The sequence below is a fragment of the Thalassospira sp. HF15 genome (assembly GCF_011806525.1).
Classification (GTDB): Bacteria; Pseudomonadota; Alphaproteobacteria; order Rhodospirillales; family Thalassospiraceae; genus Thalassospira.
On sequence record NZ_JAAVKI010000010.1, the window covers coordinates 39888 to 55539 of the forward strand.

At 53.0% G+C, this 15652-nt stretch carries 16 protein-coding genes; 10 read left to right on the forward strand and 6 right to left on the reverse strand.

From position 1 onward, the window contains the following. Positions 1-51: 51 nt before the first annotated feature. The 10 genes from HED22_RS18940 to HED22_RS18990 all read left to right on the forward strand — a co-directional run bounded on the left by HED22_RS18940 (position 52) and on the right by HED22_RS18990 (position 10574). Positions 52-1059: a Gfo/Idh/MocA family protein gene (locus HED22_RS18940; RefSeq protein WP_167725221.1), complete on the forward strand. Its 1008-nt coding sequence runs from the start codon at positions 52-54 to the stop codon at positions 1057-1059. Between the two features lie 134 nt (positions 1060-1193). After that, the gene (locus tag HED22_RS18945) at positions 1194-2141 is read left to right on the forward strand and encodes a sugar-binding protein (RefSeq protein ID WP_167725223.1); all 948 of its coding nucleotides are present in this window, start codon (positions 1194-1196) and stop codon (positions 2139-2141) included. Between the two features lie 98 nt (positions 2142-2239). After that, the gene (locus HED22_RS18950) at positions 2240-3757 is read left to right on the forward strand and encodes a sugar ABC transporter ATP-binding protein (protein ID WP_167725225.1); all 1518 of its coding nucleotides are present in this window, start codon (positions 2240-2242) and stop codon (positions 3755-3757) included. A gap of 3 nt (positions 3758-3760) precedes the next feature. Then, the gene (locus tag HED22_RS18955) at positions 3761-4744 is read left to right on the forward strand and encodes an ABC transporter permease (protein WP_167725227.1); all 984 of its coding nucleotides are present in this window, start codon (positions 3761-3763) and stop codon (positions 4742-4744) included. 67 nt (positions 4745-4811) lie between these two features. Next, on the forward strand, positions 4812-5552 hold the full coding sequence (locus HED22_RS18960) for an ATP-binding cassette domain-containing protein (protein ID WP_167725229.1): 741 nt from the start codon (positions 4812-4814) through the stop codon (positions 5550-5552). A gap of 24 nt (positions 5553-5576) precedes the next feature. After that, positions 5577-6572 carry an ABC transporter permease gene (locus HED22_RS18965; RefSeq protein ID WP_167725231.1) on the forward strand — a complete coding sequence of 332 codons (996 nt, stop codon included), beginning with the start codon at positions 5577-5579 and terminating at the stop codon, positions 6570-6572. A 446-nt stretch (positions 6573-7018) separates the two neighbouring features. Further along, positions 7019-7372, forward strand: a complete 354-nt coding sequence (locus tag HED22_RS18970) for a hypothetical protein (protein ID WP_167725233.1) — start codon at positions 7019-7021, stop codon at positions 7370-7372. A 227-nt stretch (positions 7373-7599) separates the two neighbouring features. Continuing rightward, complete coding sequence (locus tag HED22_RS18975; RefSeq protein WP_254870293.1) at positions 7600-8349, forward strand: transglutaminase family protein; 750 nt, start codon at positions 7600-7602, stop codon at positions 8347-8349. 54 nt (positions 8350-8403) lie between these two features. After that, a complete protein-coding gene (locus HED22_RS18980) occupies positions 8404-9273 on the forward strand; it encodes a transglutaminase family protein (protein WP_167725237.1) in 870 nt (289 codons plus the stop codon). 449 nt (positions 9274-9722) lie between these two features. Next, entirely contained in the window at positions 9723-10574 is an 852-nt protein-coding gene (locus HED22_RS18990; protein WP_167725239.1) for a DUF1989 domain-containing protein, read from the forward strand. Between the two features lie 73 nt (positions 10575-10647). Here the strand turns inward: HED22_RS18990 and modC are convergent, their stop codons facing one another. The 6 genes from modC to HED22_RS19020 all read right to left on the reverse strand — a co-directional run. Next, complete coding sequence (modC, locus tag HED22_RS18995) at positions 10648-11778, reverse strand: molybdenum ABC transporter ATP-binding protein (protein ID WP_167725242.1); 1131 nt, start codon at positions 11776-11778, stop codon at positions 10648-10650. Further along, positions 11775-12467 carry a molybdate ABC transporter permease subunit gene (modB, locus tag HED22_RS19000; protein ID WP_175581326.1) on the reverse strand — a complete coding sequence of 231 codons (693 nt, stop codon included), beginning with the start codon at positions 12465-12467 and terminating at the stop codon, positions 11775-11777. Before modB ends, modC begins: the two co-directional genes overlap by 4 nt. Then, complete coding sequence (modA, locus tag HED22_RS19005; RefSeq protein ID WP_167725243.1) at positions 12464-13285, reverse strand: molybdate ABC transporter substrate-binding protein; 822 nt, start codon at positions 13283-13285, stop codon at positions 12464-12466. Before modA ends, modB begins: the two co-directional genes overlap by 4 nt. A 129-nt stretch (positions 13286-13414) precedes the next feature. Further along, positions 13415-13933: a hypothetical protein gene (locus tag HED22_RS19010; RefSeq protein ID WP_167725245.1), complete on the reverse strand. Its 519-nt coding sequence runs from the start codon at positions 13931-13933 to the stop codon at positions 13415-13417. Positions 13934-13991: 58 nt separating this feature from the next. Continuing rightward, entirely contained in the window at positions 13992-14681 is a 690-nt protein-coding gene (locus HED22_RS19015) for an exonuclease domain-containing protein (protein ID WP_167725247.1), read from the reverse strand. A 5-nt stretch (positions 14682-14686) separates the two neighbouring features. Continuing rightward, positions 14687-15652, reverse strand: a 966-nt coding sequence (locus HED22_RS19020) for a DUF294 nucleotidyltransferase-like domain-containing protein (RefSeq protein ID WP_254870295.1), incomplete at its 5' end; no start/stop codon positions are given.

Genomic DNA, 15652 nt, shown 5'->3' on the forward strand with positions numbered 1-15652 from the left:
ATCAGATCCGGCTCGATTTTTATCCGGACTTACACAGGGGCGGAAGACGACGTGACAAATACAAAAAAAATCAATTGGGGTATTCTTTCGACGGCCAACATCGGCGTGGGAAAAGTTATTCCGGCAATCAAGAAATCACCCTCATCGAATGTGTTGGGGATTGCATCGCGCAATGCGGGCCGGTCAGCGAGGGTGGCCAATGACCTTGGAATTCAAAAGTCTTACGCCTCTTACGAGGCATTGATCGCAGATCCGGAAATCGATGCGATCTACAACCCGTTGCCAAACAACATGCATGTGGACTGGACGCTTGCCGCGGCGCGGGCGGGCAAGCATGTGCTGTGCGAAAAGCCTATCGGTTTGAATGCGCGCGATGCAGAGCGGTTAAGGGACTGTCCGAAGAACGTGCAGGTCGCAGAGGCGTTCATGGTGCGCTACCACCCGCAATGGATCCGTGTCCGGGAGATGGTCAGGAGTGGCGAGCTTGGTGAGGTAAGGGCGATCCAGGCAGCATTCAGTTACTTCAACAATGACGGGCAGGATATTCGCAACAGACCAGAGGCCGGCGGCGGTGCAATCATGGACATAGGCTGCTACCCGATCACAGCGGGACGGTTTCTATTTGAAGACAATCCCTTGCGCGTGATGGCGCTGATTGATCGTGATCCCACGTTCAAAACAGACCGCATGGCAAGTGTTGTTGCCGACTTCGGGGGCGGACGACAACTGTCATTCATGGTTTCCACGCAGTTGTGCCCGTATCAAACGTTAAACGTGTTTGGCACGAAGGCGCGCGTTGAAATCATGATTCCCTATAACGCACCTGCAGATGAAGAAACGGCACTGATCGTGGATACCGGTGAAAGCCTGGACGGCAGTCAGGCCGGTTGTGAGATTTTGCCTGCGTGTGACCAATACACCAAACAGGCAGAAATGTTCGCGCAGGCCATTTTGACGGGCACAAGCTTGCCATACGGAATTGAGGATTCGATTGCCTCCATGCGCGTTCTTGACGCGGTTTTTGCGAGTGAAGAGCAAAAAACGTGGGTCAATGTGTGATCAAAACCATCGACTTACGCAACCTGTGGTGAAAAACGCTTGATCCAAAATTATTAATGATATTATTAATTAAGAATCGCACAGATAATTTATAAACACAGTTGTGCGGATAATTAATCGGGAGGATTAAACGCATGAAATTTGCAACAACATTCGCCACCCTTGGTCTATCTATGGTTTTGGCCGGCGGGGCGATTGCACAAGAAAAGCAGCAGCTTGCATTCGTTGTGAATGCAGCATCGGACTTTTGGAAACTTGCAGAAGCCGGGGTTGAGGCAGCACAAGCTGAACTGCCCAAATACGAGCTGCAATTCCGATACCCTGCCCAGGGGACGGCAGCTCTGCAGAACGCGCTGATGGATGATTTGGTCGCAGGGGGCACGGACGCGATCATGATTTCGTCTGCAGACCCCAAGAATTCAATTGATGCATTCAACCGCATCGCAGCCCAGGTCCCGCTATTCACGACCGATAGTGACGCACCGCAAAGTGATCGCATCGCATATCTTGGATCATCCAACACTGCCGCAGGGGTCCAGGCTGGCGAAGTTGCCGTCAAGGCAATGCCAGATGGCGGAAAATGCATGGGCTTCGTCGGTTTCCTTGGGGCCGATAACGCGATTGAGCGCATCGCAGGCTTCCGTCAGGCTGTCGAGGGCAGCGGCATCGAACTTGTAGATGTGCGCGGTGATGACGTCGACTTTGCGCGCGCACGTTCAAATGTCGATGATGTGCTTGCGGCAAATCCGGACATTGATTGCATGGTCGGGTTCTATTCCTATAACCCGCCCAAAATATACGAAGCATTGCAGGCTGCGGGCAAATTGGGACAGGTTACCGTCATTGCATTTGACGAGGATCCGGTAACGCTTGGTGCAGTTCGCGAAGGCAGCTTTGCCGGGACGGTTGTTCAGGATCCCTACCAGTGGGGCTATCAGGGCATGCATCTGATGGCGGATTACCTTGAGGGTGATAAGTCGCAGGTGCCTGCAGATGGTTTGATCATCGTGCCGACGCAGGTAATCGACAAATCCAATGTTGATGAGTTCGAAGCCGTCGTTAAGGAAAGAATAGGCGGGTAATTTTCTTCCCCCTGCCTAGCGAGTGGGTGCACAGATCTGCGAGTGCGCCCACTCGCACCTTTCCAACGATGTCGAATGGACATTGGGGAGCCGAGTATATGAGTGCAGTGCATGGGCTTGATCTGCGACTTGAAGGAGTCACCAAGGTTTATCCTGGGGTGGTGGCCCTTAATGATGTTTCATTACAGATCAAAGCAGGAGAAGTTGTTGGACTTCTTGGTGAAAACGGGGCTGGAAAATCGACCCTGATGAAGATTCTCGGGGGGCTGATTGCCCCGACATCCGGGAAGATTATACTTGATGGTCAGCAGTATGACGCATTTGACGTCAAACAGTCCCAACAAGCGGGTATCGCGTTTGTTCATCAGGAACTGAATGTTTTTGATAACATGGATGTTTCTGCCAACATCTTTCTGGGTCGGGAGATCGTTCGTGGGCCTCTTAGGCTGACTGATCGCAAGGCGATGAATGAAATGGCAGAGCCGCTTATTGAGCGTGTTGGCGCGCCATTCAAGCCGGACACACCGGTTTCCACCTTGTCCTTGGCAGAACGCCAATTGCTGGAAATCGCGAAGGCATTGTCGATGAATGCGCGGCTGGTCATTATGGATGAGCCGACATCAAGCCTTACACTTTCTGAAACCAACATGTTGCTTAAGGTCATTGCCGACCTAAAGGCGCAAGGAATTGCCGTCGTCTATATTTCACATCGGCTAAGCGAGGTGGAGGAATGTGTCGACCGGGCCGTTGTGCTGCGTGATGGTCAAAATGTCGGGGTGCTTGAACGCGAGGCGGTCACGCATGATGCGATGATCCGAATGATGATCGGACGAGAACTCAAGTCACTTTACACACCACCTGCGGTGCCAGCCACCAAACCCATTCTTTCGGTCAAAAACTTTGCGATCAAAAGCAAGCCTGACCGCACGGCCAGCTTTGACGTGATGGCAGGCGAAATCCTTGGTGTTGCGGGCTTGATCGGGGCAGGGCGCACCGACCTGGCCGAAGCCATATTTGGTGTCGGAGACAAGCTTGGCGGAGAAATTCAGATCGATGGCATCGCGACGGAGATCAATAGTCCGACCGATGCCATCGACGCAGGGCTGTATCTTGTGCCGGAAGACCGCAAACGGGCCGGGTTGATCCTTGAATTTCCGACACTGGAAAATGTCACAATGGCCAACTTGCCGGCCTACACATCGCGCGGGCTTGTCTCCCAGAAACGTCAGATCGTCGTTGCAGAAGCCCAGCGCAGTGCGTTGGCAATTAAGACACACGACGTCCGCCGTGCAGCCAATGAAATGTCTGGCGGCAACCAGCAAAAAGTCGTTTTGGCGAAGTGGCTGTCCATGGATCCGAAAGTCATCATTTTCGATGAGCCGACCCGGGGGATCGATGTCGGTGCGAAAGCCGAGATTTATGGATTGATGCGATCACTGGCCGATCGTGGAGTAGGGGTGATGATGATATCGAGCGATATGGAAGAAGTGATCGGGGTCTCTGACAGGATTGTCGTGATGAAAGACGGGTTGATTACAGGGGAATTGCCGCGCTTTCGGTTTTCCGAAAGCAATGTACTCAATCTTGCCGTCGGCAAAGTGCTGGAAGAGGCCTGAGAAATGCAAAAAAAAGATATTGGTCTTGGCATTCTGATTATCGTGGTTGGCGCAATTGTCTATATGCGCAACCCGCTGTTTCTGTCGCCTATTAACCTTGGCAATACCGCAAACCTGATTGGTCTTTTTGGCTTGTTTGCCATTGGTCAAGGGTTTGTCATCATGACCGGCGGTATTGACCTTTCCGTTGGATCGGTGATTGCGCTGCTTGGCGTGTTGTTTGTCGACATGGTCGGCAAATTTGGCGTTCCCTGGCCGCTGGCTGTGGCGATCATTATTGGCCTGGGCGTTCTGATTGGACTGGCACATGGTATACTGATTACACGATTCAGGCTTCAGCCATTCGTCGTTACCTTGTGCGGGCTTTTGATTTATCGCGGCATCGCACGTGGATACACCGCGGAATCTACTGCCGGTTTTCCTTTTGGCTCCAGCTATCCGCAGCTCGAATGGCTTACAATCGGGCGGAGTTTTGGGATTCCGCACTCGTTCTTGGCGATGCTGATTGTGGCTGCTGTGATGTGGGTTATCTTGCATCACACTGTTTTTGGGCGTCATCTCTGTGCGGTTGGCAAGAACGAAGAAGCAGCACGCTTTTCGGGGATAAACACCCGTTTCGTGACGGTGATGGCGTACGTTATCTGTGCGGTGCTTGCATCCATCGCGGCCATATATTTCGCGATGTTCACCAAGTCAGTCCAACCGTCTTCGCATGGTAACTTTTACGAGCTGTATGCCATTGCAGCGGCTGTGCTGGGTGGATGTTCTCTGCGTGGGGGCGAAGGGTCGGTCATCGGCATTGTTCTGGGTGCAGTGTTGCTACAAGAGCTGCAAAACTTGGTGAACTTGCTGGGAATCCCGTCGTCGCTGAATTTCGCCGTGATGGGCGCTGTGATCTTGCTTGGTGTATTGGCTGATCAACAATTTGCAGCTTATCGCACCCGAAAAAACACCGAGAGAGCGCTGGGCTTGTTGCAAAAGTCATAGATCACAAAAGACAAACCTCTGCTCCCTGCCAAGTTACCGGGGCCAGCAGAGGAAAGGGGGGACATTCATGAATGTGCTTGAACTTAAAAACATATCGAAACGCTATGGCGCCATTCAGGCACTTAATAACGTGTCCCTTGCCATTGCACCGGGTGAAGTTGTCGGACTGATGGGGGATAACGGGGCCGGCAAATCCACCTTGGTCAAGGTGATTGCGGGGAACTTCGCCCCAACGTCGGGGGATATCCTTATTTCTGAGCAGAAAGCGGAATTTCAAAAGCCGTTGGATGCGCAGAAAGCTGGTATCGAGGTCGTTTATCAGGATCTTGCCATTTGCAACAACCTGAGTGCAGCTTCGAACGTGTTTTTGGGGCGTGAACCGACCCGCAGGATCGGGCCCGTCAAGGTTGTTGATTATGCCTTCATGCGCAGCAAATCCGCTGAGCTGTTTGCGCGATTGAAATCAGAAACCCGTCCGCGTGACCTAGTGCACAAAATGTCTGGCGGGCAGCGTCAGGCCGTTGCAATCGCACGAACTCTTTTGAGTGACGCAAAGATCGTCCTGATGGACGAGCCAACCGCGGCAATCTCCGTTCGGCAGGTGGCAGAGGTCCTGAACCTAATCCGGCAGCTTAGTGATCAGGGTATCGCTGTCGTTCTGATCAGCCATCGAATGCCAGATGTTTTCGAGGTCGCAGACAAGGTTGTTGTCCTGCGGCGCGGTGAACTTGTTGCGGACAAGAAAGCAGCCCAGTCATCACCAGAAGAAATTACCGGCCTGATCACCGGCGCGATTGAGCACGCATGAGTGGACTTAAAAAGGAAAATGAAGATGGCAACGCCAACTCTTGCTGAAGTTATCGACCGTTCACAACATCATGGATTGATCGCGCGGATTACCAGTCAGCAGATTTTCTGGGTGTTTCTGGCGGCTGTGATTGCCTGTTTGGCGTTGTCGATACTCACCGACAGTTTCGCGACCGAAAGAAACCTTTTTAATGTTACGCGAAACTTTGCCTTTGTCGGGATCATTGCGCTTGGCATGACTGCGGTTATTGCGTCAGGCGGGATAGATCTTTCTGTTGGCTCCACATTGGTGATCTCGGCAATGACGGTAAGCGTCATCATGTCCGCGGGAATGCCGTTTTGGGTCGGCTGTATTGCCGCACTTTCAATTTCACTGCTTGTGGGGGCGGTCAATGGTGTGCTGATTGCCTATGCGGGAATGCCGCCATTCGTTGTGACGCTCGGAATGTTGTCAGTCGCCCGCAGCTTGGCAATGGTGCTTTCTGACAACAAAATGATCTACGAGTTCGGCCCGGATCACGACTTTTTGCTTTGGCTTGGTGGCGGTTCGACCCTCGGTCTTCCGCACCCGTTGATCATCATGGTGATCCTGGCATGCCTGACCGCGTTCGCATTCAGGCATTTACGCTGGGGCCAGCACCTTTTCGCGATTGGTGGTAACGAAAATGCAGCGGTTCTGACCGGCATTCCGGTCGCACGCATAAAAGTCAGCGTGTATATGTTTTCCGCCCTGATGGCCGGTATCACCGGGGTTTTGGAAGTTGGCTGGCTTGGCGGAGTGACGACCAATCTTGGTCAGGCCATGGAACTGACCGTAATTGCGGCAGCCGTCATTGGCGGGGCCAATCTTGCAGGTGGCGGAGGCACCGCATTTGGTGCTGTGGTCGGTGCCTTGTTAATTGAAGTGATCCGCAACAGCCTGATTTTGCTTGGGATAAGCACATTTTGGCAGGGAACCTTTGTTGGATCGTTCATTGTCGTAGCTGTCGCGTTTGATCGCTTTAGGCAGAGAAAGTCCTAGAAGGATAAAGACATGTGATCTCGCAGCAGCTCGATTGTTTTCCGCGACCTGCAGCAAAGCGCCTAGTTGATCGCATGTCTTGAGCTGGTTGCGTCGAAACGCTTGCTGACCATTTTCCAAAAACTAACCTCAATCAGTTCGTTCCGGTCTGAAAGGTTGTAAAAGAACAATCCTCCTTGAATGTTCTGCGATGTTGGATCGGAGAAGGCAAAGTGTCATCTCGGATTCAAATCAAAAAAGGGCTCTTCCTGCACGTTTCAAGCGGAAGCCTTTATGATCGCTGTATTAGACAGCAATTTTCCAATCATTTGAAAAATTGAGAGGCCCATTCTTCCTCGTCATTGCGCGTAGTTCGCAAAGCGGAAGAGCTGTGTTTTCTTGAGCCTTCTTTGCGCGAAAAGCCCGGACATTCAAGTCATTCATCTGCCCTTTTGGAAGGAAAAATTATGAATTATCCCGATTGGTTAAAGCCCTATATTCTTGGTGCTGCATCCGGTGCTGCCTTGGCAATGGTCGTTGGTTTTACCTGGGGCGGTTGGGTGACCGGCAGTGATGCGCGTCAGATGTCAAAGACGATGTCGCATGATAATGTGATTGCAGCGTTAGTACCTGTTTGTCTTGCCAAGGCAAGTGGTGATTTAGATCGCAAAGCAAAACTGGACACGATCCGGGATGCTTCACGCTATCAGCAAAGAGAAGCCCTGATGGAAGCTGGCTGGGCGACAATGCCGGGCACAGAAATTCCAAACCGGGATCTCGCACAGGCCTGTGTCAAAGCACTTGAAGAAGATTTGTCATAATCGCTGAAGCTCAAGCAGATCAACTCGATATGAGATGAGAGGTATGTCTCTGCTTTGCCGCCAAAGGCGACAGCATTCGATTGCTGCTGTCACTCTTGCAAAGCTGTTTCTGTCGAGAAAGCCAACCTCATGATCGTTCCCTCCTCGCACACTGGCCGGTTAGGGCAAAGCACATGCGTATAAGCATAGGATGCTATTTCGAATACCAATTGCGACAGATCACACCAATGATTGCCCTGTTGAATGTTCACCACTCCCGGGTTGATGATCTGGAGGGTGATGATCTTTTGGAGACTGTGCCGGATGTCGCGCAAACCCCCTATATCGATGGGTTTGGCAATGTATGTACGCGTTTGATCGCACCAGTCGGCAAGTTTGTCCTGAAATCAGATGGCATTATCCTCGACGATGGATCCGAGGATGAGGACTGCCGCGATGCACAGCAACATCCGATAGAGGACTTGCCCTCTGATACACTAGTCTATCTGCTGGGCAGTCGTTATTGCGACACAGACCTTCTGTCAAATGAGGCGTGGCGACTTTTTGAAAGCACAGAGCCGGGATCGGCAAGAGTCAAAGCGATATGTGATTTTGTCCATCGCCATATCACGTTCGGATACCTTGAAGCGCGCGCGACGCGCACAGCTTCCGAGGCATTTCATGAACGACGTGGCGTTTGTCGGGATTTCACCCATCTTGCGATCGCACTGTGCCGCTGCATGAACATACCGGCGCGCTACTGTACCGGATATCTCAGCGATATTGGCGAGCCTCTTCCGCATCCGAGCGGGGATTTTGCTGCATGGATGGAGGTGTACCTGTCCGGCAGATGGTGGGTCTTCGATCCCAGAAACAATTCGCCGAGGATCGGACGCATCTTGATTGCCAGAGGACGGGATGCGGCGGATGTGCCGTTGCTGCAAAACTTTGGCGAGAGCGATTTGCTGGAATTCCGTGTGTGGACAGAAGAATTATGATGCTTCGACAGTGCGGGTTTGGGGCAATCACATGCGGGGTCGAGAGGCGGTGTTATGCTGTCTCTTGAGCTTATCCACACAACGACTTACCGCTATCGTCGGCCGGTTTTGCTTGGACCGCATCGATTAATGCTGCGTCCAAGAGAGGTGCATGAAACCCGTCTGGTTTCCTTTGAAGTCAGGATGAACCCCGAGACGCCGTTAATCTGGACACGTGATGTTTCTGACAATGCAATCGCGACAGCAAATTTCAAAGAGAAGACCGACTATCTTGAAATTGAAAGCCGATCCATACTCCAGATGACCGTTACACCATGGCCTGTTTTTGCGATTTCGGCAGCTGCGTGCAGCTTTCCGTTCTTGTATTCAGATGATGAATGGATTGATCTCGGTACTTTGACTGCGCAGCATTACCCAGACCCGAATGGATGGCTATCGGAATGGGTGAATGGTTTCATTCTCAGTTGCCCGACTGACACACTTTCGTTGCTCAAAGACATCAGCTTCGGGATATCTCAAAGAACGGCCTACAGGGCGCGCGAGAGCGAGGGCACGCAGACGCCACTCGAGACTCTTGAAAAACAACAAGGGTCTTGCCGCGATTTCGCTGTTTTGTTCGTTGCGGCGGCGCGGTGCCTTGGTCTTGGCGCGCGCATTGTGTCTGGCTATCTCGTGAACACGCATGGTGGCTTGATTGGGTCAGACGGCTCAGGCTCTACCCATGCATGGGCCGAGGTGTTTCTTCCAGGTGCGGGCTGGGTCGCATTTGATCCGACAAATCGCAGTATCGGATCTAGCAATCTTATTGCGGTGGCAGTGGTCCGTGAAATGTCTCAGGCCGTCCCGGTCGCTGGTCAATTCATCGGGGAGAAAGGCGCGCTCCTCGAAATGAGCGTTGCCGTAAGCACCAGTGAAACCGAGTGACTGTTTTGGAGGATATCAAAGTAAAGGTAAACAGTCATGGCCGGTCAGTGCAGGTTCACGGTTGAGATAGCCGATGAACACTCTCAATTAGTATGATTTGTATTTGTAGATGAGAACCAATTGAGTTTCCACGAATTTACGCTCTTTATGGTTCTATTGATCCGGCATTTGCCGCGCTTGATAACGTTGCATTGTATCCGCATATGGGCAGCGGCACTGTGGAAACGCGCGATGCCATGGCGCAACTTGTTGTCGATAATCTTGATGCCTGGGATCAGAAGCGTGAACTGATCACGCCAATTGCGTGATCTTCCCGCCGCTTTGCAGGTTACCTGATCACACAGAATTTCTCGGGAAATTGAGCTGGCGGCGCGCAGAAACATGCTTGTTTCACAGGCGTGCTGTGCCATTCTGTCGCGCATCTATTTTCCCGTTATTGAGGCCACTCCATGACATCCAAGCCCCAGCACCAAGCCCCGGAAGATGCCAATGCACGCCGAGCGGTAAAGCCTGTCGTTGTCTATCCCAACGGAACCCTGCCCGAGCCTGATTTTGCCACCTTGGCCGAATTCAAGGCATCAATGAAGAAAGCAGATGAGGTTATCGTGCCACCCCGCGATGCCCGCACGTTTCATGTGCCCAAAGGACATTTTTTCCGCATCGTCAGTGTCGAAGGCCCTCAGGTCGGTGACCTTAACCTTTGGAATGCCAATGACTTGAAGGAACGGTTTTTCAGCGGGAAGACGCGTGCCCTGCATCGAACCCATGTGACGACAGGCGACCGGTTGTGGTCCAATATGCCCTATCTGCGGTCAATGGCGCTGATCAGTGAAGATACACTGGATTGGTATGGCTTTGATCAAGATGGCGGCAGTGTTCATGACGTGATTGGCACCCGTTGTGATCCCTTTACCAACCGCCTGCTGTCAGGGCAGGATTATCACCATTGCTGCCATTCCAACCTTTGCCGTGCGTTCAGCAGCGAGACCGGAATGTCGATGCAGGAAGCCGATCACTATGTGCATGATGTGCTCAATGTCTTCATGTGTACTGGCTTTACCAAGGACACCCATCAGTATTTCATGAAGGCAAGCCCGGTACGTCCGGGAGATTATCTTGAAATGTTTGCCGAGATTGATCTGCTGGGGAATCTGTCGACCTGTCCGGGGGGCGATTGCAGCTCAGAGCATTCAAGCGATGAAGCGGCATGTTATCCGCTGAAAGTGGAGATCTATGAAACGGATCCAGCCTTGCAGGACAAATGGGATTGGCCTGCACACAATGCGTATCAGCATCCGTGAGGTCAGAAGAACAACGCCCCGTCGAGACATGCGTCGGGGCGTTTTTTATTTGGTGGGCTTCGATCAAATAACCCTAGCGATCGCGCAACTGACCATTCACGGTGACCGATTTGATAACCGCAAACACCTTTTGATGGGGTTGGAGTTTCAGGCGCGACCCGGACCATTTCGTGATGCGGGCGTGGATTTTTGGGCGTCCACTGGTTTCAGCCAAAAGGGTGGCGTCGGCATCCTGACCAAAGCACATGGTGACGTCGATGGTGTCACCGGGCTCATCACTGATTTTGGTGATGGTCACAGGGATGATGTTATTCGCACTGATGTCGCGGGGCGGGGTTCGGGCAATCATGACATCACGGGCGCGAACATGCAGCCGGACCTTGTCTGATTGCGGACGGCCGAGATACGGCACAACAAGACGTTGCCCGCCACATTCAAGGAAGCTGACCTCGGCTTTGGGATCGCGGCTGACAATGCGAGCGGGCAAAACCGTCCCGGCATCAAAGCGCCCGGAAAGTGGTGGCAGGTCGGTCCGGCCCAGCATTTCAAAAACCGATCCGGTCGCAAGGGTTTTGCCCTGATCAATCACAACCATGTGGTCGGCAAGGCGGGCGACCTCGTCAACGGCGTGGGTGACGTACAGGATCGGTACCTTTCGGTGATCACGCAGCCATTCGAGATACGGCAGGATTTCCTGTTTGCGCGCATGATCAAGAGCCGAGAGCGGTTCATCAAGCAGCAACATATCCGGATTGGACAAAAGCGCACGTCCCAGTGCGACGCGTTGCTTTTCCCCACCGGACAGTAGATTGGGACGGCGATCCATCAGGTCTGCGATATCAAGCATTGCAAGGATGGCCTGTTGTTCGTCTTGCGACAGCTTGTGTGGATTGCGGCGTGCGCCGTAAAACAGATTGTCACGCACGGATTTATGCGGGAACAGGCGGTTGTCCTGAAATACACAGCCAACCCGGCGTTCTCGGACCGGCACATTGATGCCGCGCGAATGTTCAAACAGGACGTGATCGTTGATCTGGATGTGGCCTCGATCCGGGCGGACCAGACCGGCAATCATATTGACCAGGGTCGTCTTGCCACTGCCAGAAGGACCAAACAGGGCAGTAATGCCCGGTTCAGGGATGCTGAATTCCGCAGAAAGCCGAAAGTCGTTGAAGGTATGTTCGAGATTGACACCGATGCTCATGATACGGCCCTTTTGCGGATGCGGCGGAGTGCTATTTCAGACAGCAGCAAGCCGGCAAAGGCCAGACCGATGGAGAGGGCAGCGAGACGTGCTGCCGCCAGTTCCCCACCCGGTGTCTGGATTGCGGTATAGATCGCAAGCGGCAGTGTGCGGGTTTCGCCCGGAATGTTTGAGACGAACGTTATGATTGCACCAAATTCGCCAAGGCTGGCGGCAAAGGCCGTGATCGCACCGGCAATGATGCCGGGAAGGGCCAACGGCAGTGTCAGTGAGAAGAACCGGTCAATCGGACCTGCGCCCAGTGTTTCTGCAGCCTGATAAAGGCCGTGATCGACGTTTTCAAGGCTCAGCCGGATGGCGCGCACCTGAAACGGGAAACTGACGATGGCTGAAGCCAATGCTGCCCCCGTCCAGCTAAAGACAAAGCGCAGATCAAAGGTCTCATAGAGCCACGCCCCCAGCGGAGCGCGGGTACCCAATGCGATCAGCAACAGATAGCCCATGACAACCGGCGGCAGGATCAAGGGCAAATGCACAACGGCATCCAGAACAAATCGCCCCGGAAAACGACCAAGTGCAAGGGTGGTCGCAACGATTACTGCAAAGGGAAGGGCACACGCAACAGCAACGCCAGAGATGCGCAAGCTTAGAAGAAGTGCTTCAATTTCGGCGGGGGTCAAACTGATCATTGTTCGGGGACGGCTGCCTGCGTTGTTGCAAGAGGTTCAAAGCCATAGTCGGCAAAAATGCGGCCTGCGTCATCCCCCAAAAGCCAAAGCAGGAATTTTATCGCGTTGGCTTCGGCCTGATCGGCAATCAAGGCAACCGGATAGGTGATGGCAAGGTGACTGTTTTCAGGGAAAGTGCCAATGATTTTGACCTTTTCTGAAATGCCGACATCAGTCTGATAAACAATGCCAAGCGGTGCTTCGCCGCGTTCAACAAGTGCCAAGGCAGCACGAACATTATCAGCCCGTGCAAGCCTTGGATTTATGGTTTCCCACTGCCCTAAGGATACCAGCGCCTGTTTGGCATAAATCCCGGCCGGAACATGATCCGGGTCACCGACCGCAATACGGTCATCAGAACCGATCAGTGATGTCAGGTCAGTGGCCGCATCTATGGTAATTGGGACAAGGCGGCTGTCGCCGGGGGCAATCAGCACCAGCCGATTTCCCAGCAGATCATATCGGCTATTGGGTTTGATCAGCTGCTGATCATCAAGCCAGTCCATCCATTTATTGTTAGCCGAGATAAAGATATCGGCAGGGGCGCCTGCAGCGATTTGGCGTGCCAATGTCGAGGAACTGGCAAGAGACAGGCGGACTTTATCACCTGTTTGTTGTTCATAGGTTTTTGCCGCGGTTTCAATGGCATTGGTCAAACTGGCAGCGGCAAAGACAGTAATGTCGCGCGCATGGGCAAGCGTCGACATCCCGCCAAGAGTCAACATGCCGATAAGAAACAGGACGACTGCAGATGATGGTCGGCGCAACGTGTCGGACATGGACCTCTGGAACGGCTGTATGGGAAGCGTTGCAGACCACTATAGCAAAAATCACCCGCAATCAAATGGATGACGGCGACGACCCGCTTCAATTGCGCCAAAAAACAGAAACAGTTGTCTGGATGATGTTCAGAAACAGACCGCTGCCCGCAGTGGGTCATCTGCACCTATATCAAACCATTCATCCATCGCGGTCGGGAAGCCGTTGCTATCAAGCGACAATTCCGGCGTGATATAGCCACGGCGGCCCTGGGCACAATCAACAAGATGGGTCAGGGCAAGCGTTTCACCACCCTTGCGCAGCAGCAGGGTCATGACACGTTTTTCATCAGGGTTTTCGGGATTGCTAACAAGTTTGTCCCTGTCAATCGCAGTAAAGCGGTTGGTTGGTGCTGAGACCAGTGTCCAGGGAGCAAAGATGTTTTCGTCGGTAAAGGTCTGAATGACACTGATGGTTTGTGGCAGGCGTGCCTCATAGCGGTCAAACCAAGTGTACTCATCCCAGATCATGTAGCCGAACATCGCAATTGCAGCCACAAACGGAATGACATATTTCGGTGCCTTGCGGCCCCAAAGCCGGAACAGCAACATGACCACGCCAGCCGATGCAAACCCAACGACAACTGTCGTGAAAATGAAGACATACATGCGGGGGTGGCTCCCAAATTGCTGTTATTGTTGATGAGGGATGAACCCTGATAACCGATTAGCGCAGTATCCGGTCGAGCTCAAGTTCGCCTTTCGGATCACGTTTGGCGATCTGGGCCAAAAACAGGCCCGAGGCCGCGATAGCATCAGAAAGCGCATTATGAGCGCGGAACGGCGGCAGGTTGTGACTGCGGCGTAGTGTATCCAGTCGGAGAGCGCCAGCCTTCATTGGTTCACCACTACGGCGGATGTCACGCAGTGCCAGAACAAGAGTATCCACTGTCGGAATTTGCAGCGGTGCCCCAAAGCAACGTTTGCAAGCCTGCCCAAGAAAACCGAGTTCAATCGGCGCATGGTGGGCGACCAAAACCCTTCCGGCCATCTGCGGCAACAAAAGTTCAAGGGCTGCCTCGATACTTGGGGCATCGGCGACGTCACTGTCAAAGATCCTGTGTACCACGACCGAGCTTTCGCTGAGTTCTTTGGTTGGCCTTACCAGAATATGTTCACAACTTGAAAAATCAACCGAGAGCTGACGGATGATCACCCAGCCGAGACTGACGATTTCGGACTTTTTGGGATCAAGCCCGGTGGTTTCCAGATCAAGAGCGATGAATTCGGTCTCCATGACCGACCGCTCAGGATCGGCAGGTGGCACATCGTAATAGGTTTGCAAGGCACCGTTTGCCTTACGCTGGACGAAGTCACGATACAGCCGACTATCGAGGATTTTTTGGCGCAATCCCATATGGCTTACGTCCCGCTTTTGCCAAAGGCGTGCTCAAGCGCGCCCTGAAGATTCTTGACCACCGAGAAGGCATCTTTTAGATGGCTGCGTTCAAACGCCGAAAGGCTTTCAGGCTGCAGGAAGTTATCGGGCCGTTCGCCATGTCGGATCTGCCGAACCTGATGTTTAAGGCGCGTGATGCTGATAAACTCAAAGGCATCAAGCAGGTCGGAAGCCCCTTGATTGCTGATGGACGGGAATGATTTGACAGCATTGAGCCGTTCATAGGTGTTCACTGCCTCTACCCCGTTGGCAAGAGCATGAATCCGGGCAAGATCGACGATTGGCACCACGCCGTTATGTTTCAGATCCAGTGTCTTGTCGTGTTCGCCGCCACGGATCATGACAAAGTTCTTGAAGAAACCAAGCGGGACGTGATGGGTCAGGGCATTGCCCACCATATAGGCCTGGAAGATCCGGTTGTCCTTGGCCTTCGAAACAATCATGCGGTGCAGGTCTTCAAACAGGCTTTTGGTCCCGTGAACCGGGCGCAGGTCGAACCAGACAGAACACAGCATCAATGATTTTGGTTCGGGCTGTTCGATCCATTTGTTGAAATATTTCTGCCAGGTGCGGGCGGGTTGGCGCCATTCTTCGGTCTTGGCCATCATATCGCCGGGGCAATATACATAGCCAACTCTGTGCAGGCCATCGCAGACGTAATCGGCCAGCTTTTTGAAATAGTCCCCATGCTGATCGGGATCATAGCCGTCATCAATGATCAGGCAGTTGTCCTGATCTGAAAGCGCGGTTTGTTCCTGACGGCCCTGCGATCCGCCTGCCATCCAGACATAGGGAACCGGCGGGGGACCAAATTCTTCCTCGGCCAGTTGCAGAAGGCGGGCGGTTGCAGCATCTGACAGGGTGGTTACGATATGGCCAGCATTTTGGGACGTTGCGCCCGCTTCGATCAGGGGGCTTAGAAGCTCCGG

Bases quoted from the DNA above. Each gene is read 5' to 3' on its own strand.
- HED22_RS18945 (WP_167725223.1), top strand. From the start codon at position 1,194: ATGAAATTTGCAACAACATTCGCCACCCTTGGTCTATCTATGGTTTTG.
- HED22_RS18950 (WP_167725225.1), top strand. From the start codon at position 2,240: ATGAGTGCAGTGCATGGGCTTGATCTGCGACTTGAAGGAGTCACCAAG.
- HED22_RS18955 (WP_167725227.1), top strand. From the start codon at position 3,761: ATGCAAAAAAAAGATATTGGTCTTGGCATTCTGATTATCGTGGTTGGC.
- HED22_RS18960 (WP_167725229.1), top strand. From the start codon at position 4,812: ATGAATGTGCTTGAACTTAAAAACATATCGAAACGCTATGGCGCCATT.
- HED22_RS18965 (WP_167725231.1), top strand. From the start codon at position 5,577: ATGGCAACGCCAACTCTTGCTGAAGTTATCGACCGTTCACAACATCAT.
- HED22_RS18970 (WP_167725233.1), top strand. From the start codon at position 7,019: ATGAATTATCCCGATTGGTTAAAGCCCTATATTCTTGGTGCTGCATCC.
- HED22_RS18975 (WP_254870293.1), top strand. From the start codon at position 7,600: ATGATTGCCCTGTTGAATGTTCACCACTCCCGGGTTGATGATCTGGAG.
- HED22_RS18980 (WP_167725237.1), top strand. From the start codon at position 8,404: ATGCTGTCTCTTGAGCTTATCCACACAACGACTTACCGCTATCGTCGG.
- HED22_RS18990 (WP_167725239.1), top strand. From the start codon at position 9,723: ATGACATCCAAGCCCCAGCACCAAGCCCCGGAAGATGCCAATGCACGC.
- modC (WP_167725242.1), bottom strand. From the start codon at position 11,778: ATGAGCATCGGTGTCAATCTCGAACATACCTTCAACGACTTTCGGCTT.
- modB (WP_175581326.1), bottom strand. From the start codon at position 12,467: ATGATCAGTTTGACCCCCGCCGAAATTGAAGCACTTCTTCTAAGCTTG.
- modA (WP_167725243.1), bottom strand. From the start codon at position 13,285: ATGTCCGACACGTTGCGCCGACCATCATCTGCAGTCGTCCTGTTTCTT.
- HED22_RS19010 (WP_167725245.1), bottom strand. From the start codon at position 13,933: ATGTATGTCTTCATTTTCACGACAGTTGTCGTTGGGTTTGCATCGGCT.
- HED22_RS19015 (WP_167725247.1), bottom strand. From the start codon at position 14,681: ATGGGATTGCGCCAAAAAATCCTCGATAGTCGGCTGTATCGTGACTTC.